Raw genomic sequence first — 17978 nt, forward strand, 5'->3', positions numbered from 1 at the left:
ACCGTTCATCACCCCTTCCTTGGATTCCAAACCACCTTCTTCTCTCCCTTAAAAAAGGCAACACAGGCCCGGAAGGAAGCAAGGTTGAGTAACACAAAGTAGTACGGCAGGGCGTAAAGGGTGGAGAGCGATTCGCCTCTGCTTTCTTTTTTGTGCCCACTCCACGCGAGATAAAGGAATAGGCCATACCCAATAGCCGCCACCAGATAAAGTCCCTTCACCGGTGCGAGGTATAGCGCGGCAATGGCGAGCGTCAGCATCGGTACAAAAGCCGCGTAGCGGAGAAGTTTGTGAGACACCAATTGCCAGGCAAACAGCGGATCTCTTGCAGGGTTCATCAAGTGCTTCATGTCCTTCAACGCCCAAAAGGCCCTCAGACTGACTCTTACCCGCATGCTGAACTCGCTGCCACCGTCACTCAGTGCTTCTTCTTTCAGAAGTGCCTGCGGCTCGTAGACCACGCGGTACCCCTGCTCCACAACTTTTAATGGCTGTACAAAGTCCGGCAGCTGGTCTGGCCGCAGGCTCTGGTAGAGGTCTTTGCGCATGGCATCAATACCGCCATCAACACCGACCACCGACCCGGCGAGGGTTTCCTGGCTTCTGAGCCAGTTCTCGTATTTCATGTAGGCGCTACACCCATCGCCAAGCAGCGAACCGTCCGGGTTCACATACACCATTTTGCCGGTAACGTAGCCCACTGAGGGATCGTTGAAATTGCTCACCAGGGCCCTGAGGGCGCCCTTTTCCCATTCCGAGTTGGCATCGGAGAAAGCAAGGATGTCGCCATTGGCGTGCTCCTTGAGCATGTTGAGGCCGGCTGTCTTGCCTTGTCGGGGTACCTGGCGAAACAGGCGCACGGAACACGACGTCTTTGCGGCCACCGAATTCACAATCTCATCCGTGCCATCGTCCGACTCGTCGGAAACCACAAGAATCTCGAGCAGCTCGGTGGGGTATTCGAGTGCCAGCTTGTTGTTCAAGGTAGCCTCTATGTCCCTGGCCTCGTTGTAGGCCGCAATGAGGATGGACACCCGGGGCTGGTACCCCCCATGTTTTTTCACGGGCGAAGGCCGGGCTGCCGCCAGTACTTTTATGCAGAGGGGGTAACCAAAGTAAATGTAGGCCAACAACAGAAATGACAGCCAAAACAGTCCGACCATCATGCCATTCCTGCGACAGAACGGGTGTTTGCATGGTCCGGATCTGGCGCCAGCAGCCCTTCACTCTCCAGCACCTGACTCATGGTGGTGAACCTGAAATCGGAGAGTAATCGAGCAAGGCGCTCCTCACACACGTCCAGATTGTTGTAATGACGGAAGCGAGAGAGCCACTTCACGTCCAGTCGTGGCTGGTCCGGGTCTACCTCCCACGGATGAAGGTAGAAAACAAACGGGCGGCCCTGGCGATTGATCGAACCCAGGCCGTAACGGCTGAACCAGTACGGGAAGAGGCGGAAATAACCGCCACCGGCGATGGGCAATGTGTAGCCCGGCAGTTTCAGCGTGCTCAGTGGGAATTCCGCAAGCTCATACCCTTTATCGGTGGTGAGCCTATGGGGCCATCTGGGGGTTCCTGGCATGCCATAGCGATCATGGCGAACGGGGAATATCGAGGAATCCCAGGTGAAACCCTGTTCGGCCAGGATATCCAGCGCCCAGCGGGACTGATTGGTGATTGAGTAGCTGGCTGCCCGGTACCCGGTCACCGAAGTGCCAAGTATGTCTTCGAGAATGCCCTTCGATCGACGGGTTTCTTCGGCAAAAACGTCCGGTGTCTGGTTGTAGATCAACTGATGGCTGTAACCATGGCTGGCCACTTCGTGACCCGCCTGGGCAATTCTTTTCACCAACTGGGGCGAGCGTTCTGCCACCCAGCCGAGGGTAAAAAACGTGGCCTTCACGCCCGCCTGATCAAAGAGTCCCAGAATCCGGTCGGTATTGGCTTCTACTCTGTACTCCATTGAAGACCAGTCGTCGTACCGAACGGCTTCTGCCAGGGCAGCCACCTGGAAGTAATCTTCCACATCTATGGTCAGTGCATTCGGTATGCGTTCTTTCTCAGCCATTGCCCCACACTTCCTGTGTCAATCAGCGCAGTCGGTATTCCAGCCCTACCAGCACCCAATTCTCATCATACTCCCGGCTGGCCACATCGCTGGACTTGGTGTCGTGCCCAATTCGGGCCAACAGGCTCAAATCCCGCGTGGCCTGGTGCTCCGCACCAATCAAAAGCCGCGCCACTTCATCTTCGGTGTCGTCACTCTCGTAGCTCAGCTGGTCGAAGCCCAGGGAAATGAAACCCGTGGTCAGCTCTGCCACTTGCCTTGAGTAACGTACGTTGAAGCCAATCTTGTCTTCTGTCTCTTCGGTATCCAGATAATCCGTGCGGTAGGCGTAAAGGTCCACATTCAACGCCGACGAATCGGAGAACCGTTTGTTCATGCCTGTTGAGAGCACCGTGTTCTCCACGGTGATGCTCTCCCGCAGGTTGTACTCAAACTCACCGAACCGCAGATCCAGCGTTGAGGTGCGGTCTGTCAGCTCCCTGGAGGCGTTCGCATACCACTCGGTGGTGGGATTGATCGCGCGGGTGAGTTTGAGCTCACCCACTAATCCGTCGCTTGATTGATTGGTGTTCGCGTAATCGGTTTCGATCTCGCTAACACCCACGGCGCCGGAAAGGGAGGTCGTTGCCCATCGGTTCTGGAACGTGAGCCGGGCGCTGCTTACGTCTACTTCAGCGCCGTAATCAAACTCTGTCTGGCTATGGGCCAGGCTGACACCGCCCGTGAAGGTGGAGCTGAACAGATGATCCCACGCTATGGAGCCAGTGTATCGCTCGCTGTCGGTTTCCTCCGGCTCCTCGTACTCGGTGTTTTCGTACCGGGCAGAGACGTTGAACCAGTTGGTGTCGTTCAGTTGCCAGAGATACCGGGGGCCGGTGCTGAAGACATTTTTACGGGTACGGTTGTTGGGCGTGTTGCTCTGGCGGGTATCCTGGGTGACTTCCCGTAACTGGTTGGCAGCCTCCCAGTACAGCCGGTTGGCCAGCTCACAATTACCCTGGAAATCCATTTCAGCGAAGGTCTCGCTGTCGAAGGTATCGTCCTGCCACCAGGAGTAGCCGAGGGTGCCAAGAAAATCGGCATTGCAGCGGCCCGGGTCGGTTTGATAGCCGGCAGTCAGGTAGGTGCGGGTTTCCAGATCGCTGGATTCGTTGGTGCTTGCCTTCCGGGCGTTGTCGGTGAAGCGGGTGTCCAATCCGTAGACAATCTCCGATTGCGCCATTACCGCAGGCACTGGCACCTGCAGCGCCACTGCGGCCAGCATCGCCCCGGCCGGGCCTGCCGTTCCGCGTCTTATCCATCCATGGCTAGCCATTGATGATCGCTCCCACGAACTTGTCCGGATTGAAGGCCGTGGCCGCCTGCTCCGCCGCTGCTGGCGTAATCTTGCCGTGTGGGATAACCAGCAGGCCATAATCACAGAGTTCGGTGAGAATGCGGGCGTCGGGCGAGTCTGAAATCGGCGCGGTATCCAGAACAATGAAGCGGTCCGGGTAACGCTTGCGCACGGCCTGGATGAATTGTTTCATTCGAAACGATGTAAAGAACTCCGACGGCGTTTCCCGCCGGCTACCAGCCGGAATCAGGCGTAACCTTGGAATGCCTGTTGGGTAGAGAATTCTGGCGATGTCGTAGTCGGGATCGTCCAGAAAATCTGTAAGCCCCTGATCAGGAATAATGTCCAGCACGCTGTGAAGCGAGGGCTCACGGAGGTTACAGTCAATAATCAACGCGGTTTTTGACTGATCGAAGGCAAAAGCCGCGGCCAGGTTCAGGGCAACGAAGGAAGAGCCTGCCCCCTCACCGGCACCACTGACCACCATGGTGAAGTTGTTGCCACCGGAAAGCTCAAGCAGTTTTGTGCGCAGATCCCTGAACTTGTTAACAAGTGCCCGGTTGGGGGATTCCGGGTAGATGATGCGACGTTCCTCGAGGTCATCCGGCGTGAGCCTTCGGGGCTCCTGCATGCGGACGATCTGCTTGCTGATCACGTACTTGTCAACGGCGCCGGGCCCGAGCTCCAGTGAGCTGGGCACCAGCATGCGGGAATCATCCGAGTCGGTGTGCCCCAGCTCCCTCTTCAGGCGTTCCTTCCGCTCAAGAAAATAGGCGTGCTCTTCTGAAACGCCGGCGCGCTCCCTTTGCTGATCCTGTTCCAAGGACTCCTTCTCCCCTGATCCGGGCTGACTGCGTTGCCAATCGGACATCAAATTGCTCCCAATTCCGCCAGCACAACGATGGTGACGTAGGCGCTTGCGGCCAAAGCGGCCAGGACGGCAATCAGGACAGTCGCTTTACGATGTCTGCGCTTCTCATACGGTGTCCGTACCTGGGGAATCTCCGCCAGCACCGGCAGGCCAATACCCTCTTCCAACTGGCTCCTTGCCCGGATACGCGGATCGATCTGCAACAGGCCAGCGAGCGCTCCGAACGGCGCGGCAATGCCCATAAGCAGCCCTGCCACGGCAAACATGGAGAATTTCGGACCGGTGGGGGTGCGAGGGAACTGCGCCGTTTCATTGATGCGGTAGTTCAGGCCCTGGCCCTCAATGTCCAGATGCATGGAAACCCGGGCTTTCTCGCGACGCTTGAGGAGGTCGTCGTAGATCTCGCGGTTTACTTCCATGTCACGGGTCAGTTCAGAATACTGGGCCTTGTTGGCCTGTATTCGTTCCATCCGTTGTGCCTGCTGTCGCAACAGCCGCTGAAGGGATTCGATGCGGGTATCCACGGTTGCCACATCGGCCCGGGCCTTCGAAAGGGCTGCGCTCAGCTCCTGATGAAGCGGATTAACGGTTTCCTCACCCTCAACGCTGACGACATTGCCACTCTCCTGCGCTTCAGCGGCCTGGTCTCGCTGTTTGCGAAGTTCGGCAAGCTGTTCACGCAGGATCACGATATCCGGATAACTGTCGTGATACTGGAGCCTGAGAGAATCCAGTCTTTCTTCCAGGGTCCTGATGCGTTCCCTGTAGGCATCTTCGGTTTTTCCCTGCCGGAGGGTTGGCTGAATGCCCGCCAGTTGCTGCTGCAGGGAACGAACGCGAGTCTGCAGCTCTTCCTTTTCCAGCTCCGCCAGCTCCAGCTGGCTTCTCAGTTGCGCCATCCTGGCGTTGGCCTCCTGCTCGGTGCCATCGGTATTTTCGGAAAGAAATTGCTTTAATCGGGCCTCGGCCTCGGCCAGTTGTTTCTCGTAGCTTTTGACCTGCTTGTCGATAAAATCGTAGGCGCTTCTGCTTTCCGTACGCTTGCGCTCCTTCGATTCTTCGATGAACAGCTGGCCGAGCCGCTGGGCGGCGCGAAATGCCTCCATCTGGGAGGTCGCCGAGTAGCCAATGCTGAAATAGCTGTCGCCCCTGGGTCTTACAGAGATGCCGGAGCGGATATCCAGAATCCTGTTCTCAACGGCTTCCGGGGTCATGGCTGCGTTCGGGAAAACACTGTCATCGGTTGCCAGCTTTTCAACAATGCTTCTGCTGAGCAAAAGCTCACGGGCGGCGGAAGTGCGGTCGTTAATTTCGGTGGTAACGGCCCGCCCTTCCATCAGCGGGCCTATGATGTTCCGGTCGTCGACAAAGATAATGACATCCGACTGGTACTTGTAAGGCCACACAAAACCCGCAGCCAGCACCGCGAAGCTCACCACCAGGAAAAGCAACAGAGCCATCCACTTATGGTTTCTCACTTCCCTCACTATTTCGCCGGGAAGTTGCGAAAGAGGTAAGGCCATATCAGAAGCTTCGCTCGGGCACGGTCAGGATATCGCCAGGCCTCATCAGGTAGTTCGTCCGAACCTGTCCCTCGTTCAGGATGTCGCCCAGCTCTATCGGAATGGCGACCACCTCGCCCTCAAACTTCCTGTAGAGCATCGCATTGTTCAGAGCGGCGAACTCATTGGCGCCGCCCGCGCTCAGGAAAATATCCAGAACGGTCATTCCGCTCCTGTGCGGGATAGACAGGGGCTGACGCACGGCGCCGGTAACGCGAACGCGGTCTGTGAACTCGTGGCTGCCCATGGAAGTAACAACCACGCTCACCTGCGGTTCTCGTATGTATTCGGAAAGTGAGGTGCGAATGGCGCTGGCCAGTTGCTCAGGGGTGCGGCCACTGGCCTGCACGTCGCCCACAAGCGGCACAGAAATCTTGCCATCCGGGCGCACTGGAACTGAAATGCTGAGGTCTTCATTGCGCCACACCGAGACGCTTACAACATCGGTGGCGCCGAGTATGTACTGGTCAACGCTCGTGCTTGCATCCACCGACAGTGCCCGCTGTATCTTCTCCGGCGAAGAGGCACTCTGGGTGGCACAGCCTGAAACCAATACCACTGAAAAAAGGACGAGTATGAGTCCCTGGAGGGAGTACTTCCGTGACATCGTTTTTCCTCTCTGGAGGTCCGTGCTGATTTCCATGTTTCGGGCCAGGCGTGCTTCCGAAACTACCGTGATCCTTTTTTGAACAATACCACTTCTACTGTCTGAATTATAATCAACAGATCAAGTAATAAACTCTGATTTTTTATGTAGTACAAATCGTAGCGAAGCTTTTCGCGGGTGTCTTCTTCATTGTCCGCGTAGGCAAAGCACAGCTGTGCCCAGCCTGTAAGCCCCGGCTTTACCCGGTGGCGCTCTCCATAAAAGGGAATCGTCTCCGTCAGGCGCTGAACAAACACTGGGCGCTCGGGCCGGGGCCCCACGAATGCCATGGTGCCATTGAGCACGTTAAAGATCTGTGGCAGCTCGTCGATCCGCACCTTGCGAATGAATTCGCCCACACGGGTAACGCGGGTATCGTTCTTGCTCGCCCATACGGCGCCATCCTTCTCGGCGTCCGTCCGCATGGAGCGGAATTTGTGCACTCGAAATACCTTGTTGTTAAGACCAACCCGCTCCTGGCTATATAGCACGGGGGCTTTTAATCCATCTTCCAGTTTGATGGCCAGAACCGTGAGCAGCATGATGGGCGCACTGACAATCAGAAGGCTGCCGGCCGACAGAATATCCAGCGCCCTTTTGCCGAAGCCATACACCGAGGAAACGGTGAAGCCATCGGAAAAGACCAGCCAGCCACGGGTAATCATCTCAAGCGCCACTTTCCTGGACTCTCGTTCGTAGAAACTGGCACCGTCAATTATATGGACACCTTCCATCTTGCATTCGAGAAGGTCCTCCATCGGCAACCCTTTCCGCCGGTCGTCTACCGCAACAACGATCTCCCTCACCGGGTGCTTCAGGATGTAATCGTGGAGCGAGGCAGGGTTATTGATGAGGTATTGCTCTTCCACCTCGATCGATTCATCGGGAAGCGGCACAAAGCCATCGAGCGTGAAGCCCTTCCGGTTAAAGGGTGTTTCGAGATCCACCAGCAACTGGTTGGCCCTGCGGCCCGCGCCCAGCACCAGCACCCGGCGTTTGAACGCCTCCTTGCCAACAATGCTGAAAAACAGAACCCGGGCAACGCCGAGGGCAAACACCGAAAGCACCGTGGCGGTGGTAAGCAGGCCGAAGCTGCCCATATACCAGAGCCATTGGTCGGCAATCACATAGGCGAAGCCATGGGCGGGAATGGCCAGTATCAGCGCCATGATGGTTCTGAGCATCATGCCCGACATGCCTTCCTCAACCCGGGATTGATGCACTCCCAGGGCAATCATGACAATCAGGCAGAGAACAGCGAATACCAACGCTGAGGGCAGGACAAAAACGAGGTTGTCCCAGAAGAACGGAAGATCACCGAAGAACCGGAAGAAAACAGCAAGCGAAAAGACCAGTGCCAGGACCAGCAGGTCTATCAGCCCGAGAATGACAAAAGGCAGGTGTATGTAGTGTCTGAACAATCTGACGTGTGCCACGCCAACTCCTTTTGCTACCCAAGCAATAAAAAACGCATCCCGCGTTATACAGCGCCAAGAACAGCAGTTTACTGCAATTTCAGGCTACTGCAATCGCAAGCGACAGGATTCCACCAATTTGCCCGGTCCCTGTCAGCCAGCCAAAGCATCCATGAATTCGTGAACGGGCACAGACTCGAGTGCCTTCTGATCCTCACACAGAGCAAGAATCCGGGCGCACTGCTGGCGAGAGAATCGCGTCGCCAGATTGGTCTCGAATTTCTTCACCAGTTCCGGAATGCCCTCGTCTCTGCGGCGCCGGTGCCCCAGGGGATACTCCACGGCAACGGGCTGCGTACTGGAACCATCTGAGAAGAACACCTGTATGGCATTGGCAATGGATCTCTTTTCCGGCTCCAGATATTCCCGGCTGTAACGCTCATCCTCAACCACCTCCATTTTGTTTCGCAGCTCATCGATGATCGGATAGGCCTGGTGAAAGCCGTCTTCATAGTGCTCTGCCTCCAGTTTTCCGAAAATGAGCGGAACGGCGGTCATGTACTGGAGGCAGTGGTCCCGATCTGCGGGGTTGGCGAGTTTTCCGGTTTTCGAAATGATCCGGATGGCCGATTCGTGGGTGGTAATGACTATTCGTTCGATGTCCTCTAACCGATCCTTGACCTCAGGGTGCAGTGCCAGTGCCGCCTCTACGGCAGTCTGGGCATGAAACTCCGCAGGGAACGAGATTTTGAAGAGGATGTTCTCCATCACATAACTGCCGAAAGGCTGAGGCAGGGAAAACTGACGCTGGTCTTCGGGTTTCAGTTGCTGGTCCTTGTTGGTTTTGCTGAACAGAACGTCATAAAAACCCCACTGCGGCGCTGTCAGCACACCTGGAATGCCGGTTTCTCCCCGCACGGCAATGTCCGCGAGCCTCACGCCGCGGGAGGAGGCATCGCCGGCTGCCCAGGATTTCCTGGGGCCGGCATTGGGGGCGTGACGGTAGGTCCGCAGGGATTGGCCGTCTACCCATGCGTGAGACAGTGCCGAAAGCATCTGTTCGCGATTGGCGCCCATCAGGCGGGCGGCCACGGCGGTTGAGGCAACTTTTACCAGCACGACGTGGTCTAGCCCCACCCGATTGAATGAGTTCTCCAGCGCAAGCACGCCTTGTATCTCATGGGCCATGATCATCGCTTCAAGAACGTCGCGAATGGCCAGAGGGCTCTTGCCTACTGACACACGTTTACGCGAAAGGTGATCGGCAACGGCCAGAATGGCCCCGAGATTGTCGGAGGGGTGGCCCCATTCTGCCGCCAGCCAGGTGTCGTTGTAATCCAGCCAGCGGATAATGCAGCCGATGTCCCAGGCCGCTTTCACCGGGTCCAGGCGGAATGGTGTGCCCGGGACACGGGCGCCATCGGGAACGTGAGTGCCCTCCACCAGGGGACCAAGATGTTTTGAACACTCGGGAAACCTCAGCGCCAGCAATCCACAGCCAATGGAGTCCATCAGGCAATATCTGGCCGTGGTCCAGGCCTCTTCGCTGTCGATGTTGTAGGTCAGCACATAGTCCGCGATTTTCTGCAGTACCTGGTCGTAGTCTGGACGCTCGTTCGAATCTGAGGTCTGCGACATTGGAACCATCCTCCTCTTGTTGCCTGACGCCTACTCCAGAGTCTAGTTGCTGACCGCCTGAGAGCCAGCTGGCACAGCATATGTCAGGAAATTAAACATTTTCAGGCATGACTCCATGAAGACACATGTTATCTGATTGTTATAAATGCACTTTTCATAGTTGGCCCTCACCTTGCACCGGTGTAAAGGGGCATTGACGCTCCATAAAGACTCAAGAAATACACCGTGGAAACACTAAAGGGACGAAAGCAATGAACAGGAATATGACAATCGGTGGACACGTTGTAGGCGCTTCCCTAGCGCTTGCTCTCATGGGGGGAGCTTCCAGTGCTCTGGCCGCTCCTATTACTTTCTTTGGCGAGGACACCTCAACAGCTGGGGTCCTTGGAACGAATTCCGCGCAGGCGCGCACGGATTTTCTCGCTAACCTGACCGGTGTCGGAAACGAGGACTTTGAATCATTCACCTCGGGGAGCAGTTCCCCGTTGAACCTGAGCTTCCCGGGTAGCAGTGGCTCCCTGAGTGCCACCCTGACAGGTACTGGCGTCATTGCTGGTTCCCCCGCGGTTGGACGGTTTGCGACGTCCGGTACAAAATACCTTGAAGTCAGCACTGGCTCGTTCGTAATCGATTTTCTCGATCCGGTGAGTGCTTTCGGCTTCAACGGTATCGACATTGGCGACTTTGTCACCAACCAGATGGTGCTCAAGTTGACCAATACGCTGGGCGACACCACGGAGCTGACCGTTCCTCACTCCCTGGGTATCGGCAACTTTGCCCAGGCAACTCTGTTCTTCGGGTTCTACGACCTGGCGCAGTCCTTCACCAGCATTGAATTTACCAACGCCGGCGGTGGCGATCTGTTCGCCTTCGACGACATGGTGATTGGTGATGCCGAGCAGGTAACGCCCACCCCGGTACCGGAGCCTGCTACCCTGGCACTGCTGGGTCTTGGCTTGCTTGGGCTGGGAGCCAGACGCCGGCTTTTCTCACGCTCTGCCTGAGCGAGTGGATGTCCAGCACAGTTGATGTAACGTCCTAAAACAAAGAAGCCATTCAGACAGGATCTGAATGGCTTCTTTACTTTGGGAGCAAATAGAGCAATCAGGCTTTACGCTTGCGGCCCCTGAGCCCCAACCCCATCAGGCCCAGGCCGAGCAGCGCGAAGGTGGCCGGCTCCGGAACCTGCGCAAAGGTATGGTTATCGGTTTCGAACGCTTTGCTGGTGCTGATCAGTTCAATGGTGTCGAAAGACATCGCGCCAAAGAAGAAATTGACGTAGCGATTGTCGTTCAGGCTAACCTGATTGCCTTGCACCAGAATGTTCGGATCAACCGTTTGAAGATCCAGACCGGTTACAGTCCAATCTTCTCCCGAGACCGAGTTGGAAAACTTGATTGAGTTGTAGTTATCAATCGAGCCCCAGAAAAGACCGAAATAATTGTAGCTGCCACCCGGGTCCAGAGTTGCGGACTGTGCACTGGTGTAAGGTGCCGGCACTGTCAGGTACGGGTTATCAGAGCCCAGGTTAAACGGTGCTGCGTACTGGCCACTTACGCTGCCAGTGACAACGTCGAAGCTGCCAGAGCAGCCACCCGCGTAAGTACACCCGCTGCTGAAGTCAATTTCAGTAATGCCGGAAACGCTGCTGTTGTATACGCCTCCAGCTTCAACGGTAATCAAGAGGGCATTCGCACTGCCACTTGCCAACAAACCTGCTGTTGCCACAGCGGCGACTAGTTTTCCATACTTCATGTTGTGACCCCACTATTCCTGTTTGTCAGAATTCCCGAAAACGGGATTCGCGAGGTCTTAACGCGCGTTTCGTGCCACCTTGGGCAGTGTCACGAAAAAACAGCGCGTTACAAAACAGCAATGTGAGGGTGCTTGACCGAAGTGTAAAGCAACCCGACACTCCCGGATTACTGGGGCACCCTCACCCAACCTTCCATCAACACCCGGGCACTCCGGCTCATGATCGCCTTGGTCGCCGTCCATTGCCCGTCAACCTGTTTGGCTTCCGCCCCCACACGCAAGGTGCCGGAGGGATGCCCAAAGGTCACGTGCGTACGGTCACCACCGCCAGCCGCCAGGTTCACCAGTGTCCCCGGAACCGCCGATGCTGTCGCAATGGCCACCGCTGCGGTACCCATCATGGCGTGGTGCAGCTTGCCCATGGACAGGGCCCGCACCAGTACATCCACGTCTCCGGCGCCGATGTGCTTGCCGCTTGAGGATACGTAATCAGACGGCTTCGCCACGAAGGCCACCTTCGGTGTGTGCTGGCGATTGGCGGCTTCTTCGATGTTCTGGATCAGCCCCATCTTGACCGCACCGTGGGCACGGATGGTTTCGAACCGGGCCAGGGCCTGGGGATCGGAGTTGATGTGATCCTGGAGTTCGGTACCTGTGTAGCCGATGTCTTCGGCGTTCACAAAGATGGTGGGGATGCCGGCGTTGATCATGGTGGCTTTCAGGGTGCCGACGCCCGGCACCTCCAGATCGTCCACCAGATTGCCGGTGGGAAACATGGCGCCCTCGCCGTCGGCCGGGTCCATGAATTCCACCTGCACCTCGGCGGCCGGGAAAGTCACGCCGTCCAGCTCGAAGTCGCCGGTTTCCTGCACTTCGCCGTTGGTAATGGGAATATGGGCGACGATGGTCTTTTTGATGTTGGCCTGCCAGATGCGCACGGTGCAGGTGCCGTTCTCGGGGATCCGGTCTTGGGCCACGAAGCCGCTGTTGATGGCAAAAGCGCCCACAGCAGCCGTGAGGTTGCCACAGTTGCCGCTCCAGTCCACAAAGGGCTTGTCGATGGAGACCTGCCCGAACAGGTAGTCCACGTCGTGATCCGGCACGGTGGGCTCGGCCAGGATGACGGTTTTGCTGGTGCTGGAGGTGGCCCCGCCCATACCGTCGATCTGCTTCTGGTACGGGTCGGGGCTGCCGATTACGCGCAGCAGCAGTTTATCGCGGGCATCGCCCGGCACCTGGGCGGCTTCCGGCAGGTCCTGCAGCCGGAAGAACACGCCTTTGGAGGTGCCGCCACGCATGTACGTGGCGGGGATTCGGATTTGCGGCGCGTGTGTCATGCGGCCCCCTCAGACTCCAGGAAGTCCTGGGCAAAGCGTTGCAGCACGCCACCGGCCTTGTAGATGGACACTTCCTCGGCGGTATCCAGTCTGCAGATCACGGGCACCCGCTCGGTGCTGCCGTTCTTGCGATGGATCACCAGCGTCAGCTCGGCGCGCGGTGCCGGTGAGCCTTCCACGTCGTAGGTTTCGGTGCCGTCGATGGCCAGGGTATTGCGGGTGGTGCCTTCTTCGAACTGCAGCGGCATCACGCCCATACCCACCAGGTTGGTGCGGTGAATACGCTCGAAACCTTCAGCCACAATAGCTTCCACGCCCGCCAACGCCACGCCCTTGGCGGCCCAGTCACGGGATGAGCCCTGGCCGTAGTCGGCGCCGGCGATGATGATCAGCGGCTGCTTGCGCTCCATGTAGGTCTCGATGGCTTCCCACATGCGGGTGACCTTGCCTTCCGGCTCGATGCGCGCCAGGGAGCCCTGCTTCACGTTGCCGTTCTCGTCCCGCACCATTTCGTTGAACAGTTTCGGGTTGGCAAACGTGGCCCGCTGGGCGGTCAGGTGGTCGCCCCGGTGGGTGGCGTAGGAGTTGAAGTCCTCCTCCGGCACGCCCATCTTGTGCAGGTATTCACCGGCCGCGCTGTTCATCAGGATCGCGTTCGACGGCGAGAGATGGTCCGTGGTGATGTTGTCCGGCAACACCGCCAGCGGGCGCATGCCCTTGAGGGTTTTCTCACCTGCCAGCGCGCCTTCCCAGTACGGCGGGCGACGGATGTAGGTGCTCTGGGGGCGCCACTCATACAGCGGGTTGGTGTTGGCCTGGGCATCCCGGGTAATGTCGAACATCGGGATGTAGGTGCTGCGGAACTGCTCCGGCTTCACGCTGGATTTCACGATGGCATCGATTTCCGCATCGTCTGGCCAGATGTCCTTCAGGGTGACAGGGTTGCCGTCCTTGTCGTAGCCCAGCGCATCTTTCTCGATATCAAAGCGGATGGTGCCGGCAATCGCGTAGGCAACCACCAGCGGCGGTGACGCCAGGAACGCCTGCTTGGCGTAGGGGTGTATGCGGCCATCGAAGTTCCGGTTACCGGAAAGCACCGCGGTTGAGTAGAGATCCCGGTCAATGATCTCCTGCTGGATTTTCGGGTCCAGGGCACCGCTCATGCCGTTACAGGTGGTGCAGGCAAAGGCCACCACACCGAAACCCAGCTGCTCCAGTTCTGGCAGCAGGTTGGCCTCTTCCAGGTACATCTTGACGGTCTTGGAACCCGGCGCCAGGGAAGTCTTCACCCAGGGCTTGCGGTTCAGGCCCAGCTTGTTGGCGTTCCGGGCAATCAGGCCAGCGGCCACCATGTTCCGGGGGTTACTGGTGTTGGTGCAGCTGGTGATGGCGGCGATGATGCAGGCGCCATCCGGCATCTTGCCCTCTTCCTGTTCCCACTCACCAGCAATGCCGCGCTCGGCCAGCTCGGAGGTAGGCAGGTGCGCGTGCGGGTTGGAAGGGCCCGCGAGGGTGCGAGTCACCTTGGAAAGATCAAACTTCAGCACGCGCTCGTACTCGGCGTTCTTCATGCTGTCGGCCCAGAGGCCAGTTTCTTTCGCATACTTCTCAACCAGAGCCACCTGATCGTCTTCACGTCCGGTCAGCTTCAGGTAGTCGATGGTCTGGCCGTCGATGTAAAACATCGCAGCAGTGGCACCGTACTCCGGAGTCATGTTGGAGATGGTAGCCCGGTCGCCCACGGAGAGGCTGTCGGCCCCTTCACCGTAGAACTCCAGGTAGGCGCCCACGACGCGCTCCTTGCGCAGGAACTCGGTGATCGCCAGCACCATGTCGGTACCGGTAATGCCCGGCTGCAGCTTGCCGGTGAGCTCAACGCCGACGATGTCCGGCAGACGCATCATGGAAGCGCGGCCCAGCATCACGCTTTCGGCTTCCAGGCCGCCCACACCGACGGAAATAACGCCCAGGGCATCCACCATAGGGGTGTGGCTGTCGGTGCCCACACAGGTATCCGGGAAAGCGACACCATTGCGGTTCTGCACCACCGGCGACATCTTCTCCAGGTTGATCTGGTGCATGATGCCGTTGCCCGGAGGAATCACGTCCACGTTCTTGAACGCGGTCTTGGTCCAGTTGATGAAGTGGAAGCGGTCGTCGTTACGGCGGTCTTCAATCTGGCGGTTCTTCTCGAACGCGTCTTTCTCGAAGCCTGCGTGCTCAACGGCCAGGGAGTGGTCCACGATCAGCTGTGTGGGCACCACCGGGTTGACCTTGGCCGGGTCACCGCCCTTCTCGGCGATGGCGTCCCGCAGGCCGGCCAGGTCCACCAGCGCGGTCTGTCCGAGGATGTCGTGGCACACCACGCGGGCCGGATACCAGGGGAAGTCCAGGTCGCGGCGACGCTCGATCAGCTGCTTCAGGGAATCGGTCAGCATGGCCGGGTCGCAACGGCGCACCAGCTGCTCGGCCAGGATCTTGGAGGTGTACGGCAGTTTGTCATACGCGCCGGCCTGGATGTCCTCCACGGCCTGGCGGGTGTCGAAATAGTCCAGGTCGGTACCTGGAAGGGGTTTACGGTAGTCGGTGTTCATGGGCGCTCCTCAATCGGTACCCATTTCGCGTCCGCCGGACCGGTGTAATCGGCGCTCGGGCGGATGATGCGATTGTTGGCCCGCTGCTCTTTCACGTGGGCGGCCCAGCCAGACACACGGGACATCACGAAGATGGGCGTGAACAGCTCGGTGGGGATGCCCATGAAATGATAGGCCGAGGCGTGGAAGAAGTCGGCGTTGCAGAACAGCTTCTTCTCGCGCCACATCACTTCTTCACAGCGCTCGGACACCGGGTACAGCACGGTATCGCCCACTTCTTCCGCCAGCTTCTTCGACCACTGCTTGATGATGGCGTTGCGCGGGTCGGATTCCTTGTAGATCGCGTGGCCGAAGCCCATGATTTTTTCCTTGCGCTCCAGCATGCCCAGCAGGCCCTGCTCGGCCTCATCCGGGGTCTTGAACTTCTGGATCAGGGCCATGGCCGCTTCGTTGGCACCGCCATGGAGCGGCCCACGGAGTGAGCCGATGGCGCCGGTCACACAGCTGTGAATGTCCGACAGCGTTGAGGCGCACACGCGGGCGGTAAAGGTGGAGGCGTTAAACTCGTGCTCTGCGTACAGGATCAGCGAGACATTCATCACCCGCTCGTGCAGCTCGCTGGGCTTCTTGCCGTGCAGGAGCTCCAGGAAATGGCCGCCGATGGAATCCACGTCGCTCTCGGTTTCGATGCGTACCCCTTCGTGGGCGAACCGGTACCAGTAGGTGATGATGGACGGGAACACCGCCAGCATGCGGTCGATCTTGTCGTCCTGCTCGCTGAAATCTTCCTCGGTTTCCAGGTTGCCCAGCATGGAGCAGCCGGTACGCATCACATCCATCGGGTGGGCGTCCTTGGGAATGTGCTCCAGTACGGATTTCAGGGCATATGGCAGGCCACGCATGCTATGCAGTTTCTTGACGTAGGCGTCCAGCTCCTGGCGGTTCGGCAGTTTGCCGCGCAGCAGGAGATAAGCGATTTCCTCAAACTGGGCCTTTTCCGCCAGGTCGGCGATGTCATAGCCGCGATAAGTCAGGCCTGCGCCGCTTTTGCCTACTGTACACAGGGCCGTTTCGCCGGCTACTTGGCCACGAAGGCCCGCGCCGCTCAGTTGTTTTGCTTCAGCCATGGTTGTTCTCCCCCATCAAAACAGTGAATCTGTTGTTAACCTTTGCTCTGCTTGAAAAGCTCGTCCAGCTTCTGCTCGAACTCGTGGTAGTTCAGAAAATCGTACAGCTCCATGCGGGTCTGCATCAGGTCTACCACGTCTTTCTGGTCGCCCTTCTCCAGAATGTTCTGGTAAACGGTCAGGGCCGCCTTGTTCATGGCACGGAAGGCGCTGAGCGGGTACAGAACCATGTCGGCGCCGGCCTCGGCCAGTTCCTTGCGGTTGTACAGCGGTGTGGCACCAAATTCGGTGATGTTGGCCAGGATAGGCACGTCCAGGGCTTCAGAGAACGCCTTGTAGTGCTCCAGTTCGGTAACCGCCTCGGCGAAGATGCCGTCGGCACCGGCGTCGATGCAGGCCTTGGCGCGTTCGATGGCGGCTTCAAGGCCTTCCTTCTGGAACGCGTCGGTACGGGCCATGATGAAGAAATCGTCGTCCTCGCGGGCATCCACGGCCGCTTTGATGCGATCGACCATTTCCTCCTGGGAGACAATTTCTTTGTTCGGGCGGTGGCCACAGCGTTTCTGGGCAACCTGGTCCTCGATATGGACAGCGGCAGCGCCGGCGCGTTCCATCTCGCGAATCGTGCGGGCGATGTTGAAGGCGCCACCCCAACCGGTGTCGATGTCTACCAGCAGCGGCACATCAGTGGCGGCGGTAATCCGGCGAACGTCCTCCACTACGTCGTTCATGGTGGTCATGCCCAGGTCTGGCAGACCGTAGGACGCGTTGGCTACCCCGCCGCCGGAGAGGTAGATGGCCTGGTGGCCGACCTTCTCGGCCATCATCGCGGCGTAGGCATTGATGGTGCCGACAATCTGCAGGGGCTGATTCTCTTTCAGTGCCTTACGGAAACAGGCGCCGGGGCTGAGTTTGTTGGACATGGTGTTGGCCTCTTTCATTTAAATGGAGATTTCGCCTTCCTGGATCTTTTTCTCGATGTTCTGTCGCGCGGCGTTGATATGGCGTTTCATCAGAAATTCGGCGAGCTCGCCGTCGCGCTGGGCGATGGCCTCGACGATACGGCGGTGTTCACCAAGCGCCCGCTGGGGACGTCCGGTGGAGGTGCTGAGCCGGTAACGGTACATGCGCACCATGTAATACAGGTCGCCCAAAAGCATCTGGGCCAGCTTGGCGTTGCGGCTGCCGGTGGCAATACGGTGGTGAAAGTCGTAGTCGCCCTCCGCCTGGTAGTAGGCTTGCCCCTGGGCTTCGTCAATCATGCGCTCGTGGCTGTCGAGGGTGGCCTGAAGGTCGGCAATCTCCTGGTCGGTCATGCGCTCTGCCGCCTGGCGGGCGGCGAGGCCCTCCATCACTTCCCGGATGCGGTACAACTCCATTAGCTCGGACGCACTGACAGAAACCACCTTTACACCCGCATGGGGTCGCCGCACCAGCAGGCCCCGGGATTCAAGGCGCCCCAGAGCTTCCCTCAGGGGGCCGCGGGTAAGGTTGAAACGGGAACACAGCTCCAGCTCGCCGATTTTCTCACCGGGAGCCAGATCGCCCTTCACGATGGCCGTTTGCAGACAATCGAAGGCTTCGTCAGCACGCGTGTAGGTAGGAGACAGGATTTCAGGCATAGTTTGT

At 58.3% G+C, this 17978-nt stretch carries 13 protein-coding genes and 2 pseudogenes; 1 reads left to right on the top strand and 14 read right to left on the bottom strand.

All coding sequences use genetic code 11. From position 1 onward, the window contains the following. Positions 1–8 precede the first annotated feature (8 nt). The 8 genes from BM344_RS02670 to prpD all read right to left on the bottom strand — a co-directional run bounded on the left by BM344_RS02670 (position 9) and on the right by prpD (position 9536). Complete coding sequence (locus BM344_RS02670; RefSeq protein ID WP_228143533.1) at positions 9–1163, bottom strand: glycosyltransferase family 2 protein; 1155 nt, start codon at positions 1161–1163, stop codon at positions 9–11. Next, a complete protein-coding gene (locus BM344_RS02675; protein WP_091985705.1) occupies positions 1163–2068 on the bottom strand; it encodes an XrtA system polysaccharide deacetylase in 906 nt (301 codons plus the stop codon). Before BM344_RS02675 ends, BM344_RS02670 begins: the two co-directional genes overlap by 1 nt. A gap of 22 nt (positions 2069–2090) precedes the next feature. Beyond that, positions 2091–3383, bottom strand: coding sequence for a hypothetical protein (locus tag BM344_RS02680; protein WP_228143534.1), 1293 nt, complete (start codon positions 3381–3383; stop codon positions 2091–2093). Further along, positions 3376–4275, bottom strand: coding sequence for a P-loop NTPase family protein (locus tag BM344_RS02685; protein WP_228143535.1), 900 nt, complete (start codon positions 4273–4275; stop codon positions 3376–3378). Before BM344_RS02685 ends, BM344_RS02680 begins: the two co-directional genes overlap by 8 nt. Then, complete coding sequence (locus BM344_RS02690; RefSeq protein ID WP_091985710.1) at positions 4275–5798, bottom strand: XrtA system polysaccharide chain length determinant; 1524 nt, start codon at positions 5796–5798, stop codon at positions 4275–4277. Before BM344_RS02690 ends, BM344_RS02685 begins: the two co-directional genes overlap by 1 nt. A 1-nt stretch (position 5799) precedes the next feature. After that, positions 5800–6444, bottom strand: coding sequence for an XrtA/PEP-CTERM system exopolysaccharide export protein (locus tag BM344_RS02695; protein WP_091985713.1), 645 nt, complete (start codon positions 6442–6444; stop codon positions 5800–5802). 62 nt (positions 6445–6506) lie between these two features. After that, positions 6507–7919, bottom strand: a complete 1413-nt coding sequence (locus BM344_RS02700) for a TIGR03013 family XrtA/PEP-CTERM system glycosyltransferase (protein WP_091985715.1) — start codon at positions 7917–7919, stop codon at positions 6507–6509. Between the two features lie 132 nt (positions 7920–8051). Next, entirely contained in the window at positions 8052–9536 is a 1485-nt protein-coding gene (prpD, locus tag BM344_RS02705; protein ID WP_091985717.1) for a 2-methylcitrate dehydratase, read from the bottom strand. Between the two features lie 908 nt (positions 9537–10444). On the opposite strand from prpD, the pseudogene BM344_RS17760 reads away from it, so the two are divergent. Beyond that, positions 10445–10540 (top strand): annotated as a pseudogene (locus tag BM344_RS17760) (PEP-CTERM sorting domain-containing protein); the annotation flags it as partial. Positions 10541–10640: 100 nt separating this feature from the next. On the opposite strand, the pseudogene BM344_RS17785 reads toward BM344_RS17760, so the two are convergent. The 6 genes and pseudogenes from BM344_RS17785 to BM344_RS02740 all read right to left on the bottom strand — a co-directional run. Then, positions 10641–11186, bottom strand: a pseudogene (locus BM344_RS17785) (Npun_F0296 family exosortase-dependent surface protein); the annotation flags it as partial. 272 nt (positions 11187–11458) lie between these two features. Beyond that, a complete protein-coding gene (gene prpF, locus BM344_RS02720; RefSeq protein WP_091985726.1) occupies positions 11459–12628 on the bottom strand; it encodes a 2-methylaconitate cis-trans isomerase PrpF in 1170 nt (389 codons plus the stop codon). Beyond that, positions 12625–15222 (bottom strand): Fe/S-dependent 2-methylisocitrate dehydratase AcnD, encoded by a 2598-nt coding sequence (gene acnD / locus BM344_RS02725; RefSeq protein ID WP_091985729.1) that lies wholly within the window; start codon positions 15220–15222, stop codon positions 12625–12627. Before acnD ends, prpF begins: the two co-directional genes overlap by 4 nt. Further along, positions 15219–16349 (bottom strand): bifunctional 2-methylcitrate synthase/citrate synthase, encoded by a 1131-nt coding sequence (gene prpC, locus BM344_RS02730; RefSeq protein ID WP_091985731.1) that lies wholly within the window; start codon positions 16347–16349, stop codon positions 15219–15221. The genes acnD and prpC overlap by 4 nt, the downstream gene beginning before the upstream one ends. A gap of 35 nt (positions 16350–16384) precedes the next feature. Then, the gene (prpB, locus tag BM344_RS02735) at positions 16385–17272 is read right to left on the bottom strand and encodes a methylisocitrate lyase (protein WP_091990722.1); all 888 of its coding nucleotides are present in this window, start codon (positions 17270–17272) and stop codon (positions 16385–16387) included. 18 nt (positions 17273–17290) lie between these two features. Continuing rightward, a complete protein-coding gene (locus tag BM344_RS02740; protein WP_091985734.1) occupies positions 17291–17971 on the bottom strand; it encodes a GntR family transcriptional regulator in 681 nt (226 codons plus the stop codon). Positions 17972–17978 lie beyond the last annotated feature (7 nt).

The organism is Marinobacter gudaonensis (genome assembly GCF_900115175.1).
Classification (GTDB): Bacteria; Pseudomonadota; Gammaproteobacteria; order Pseudomonadales; family Oleiphilaceae; genus Marinobacter; species Marinobacter gudaonensis.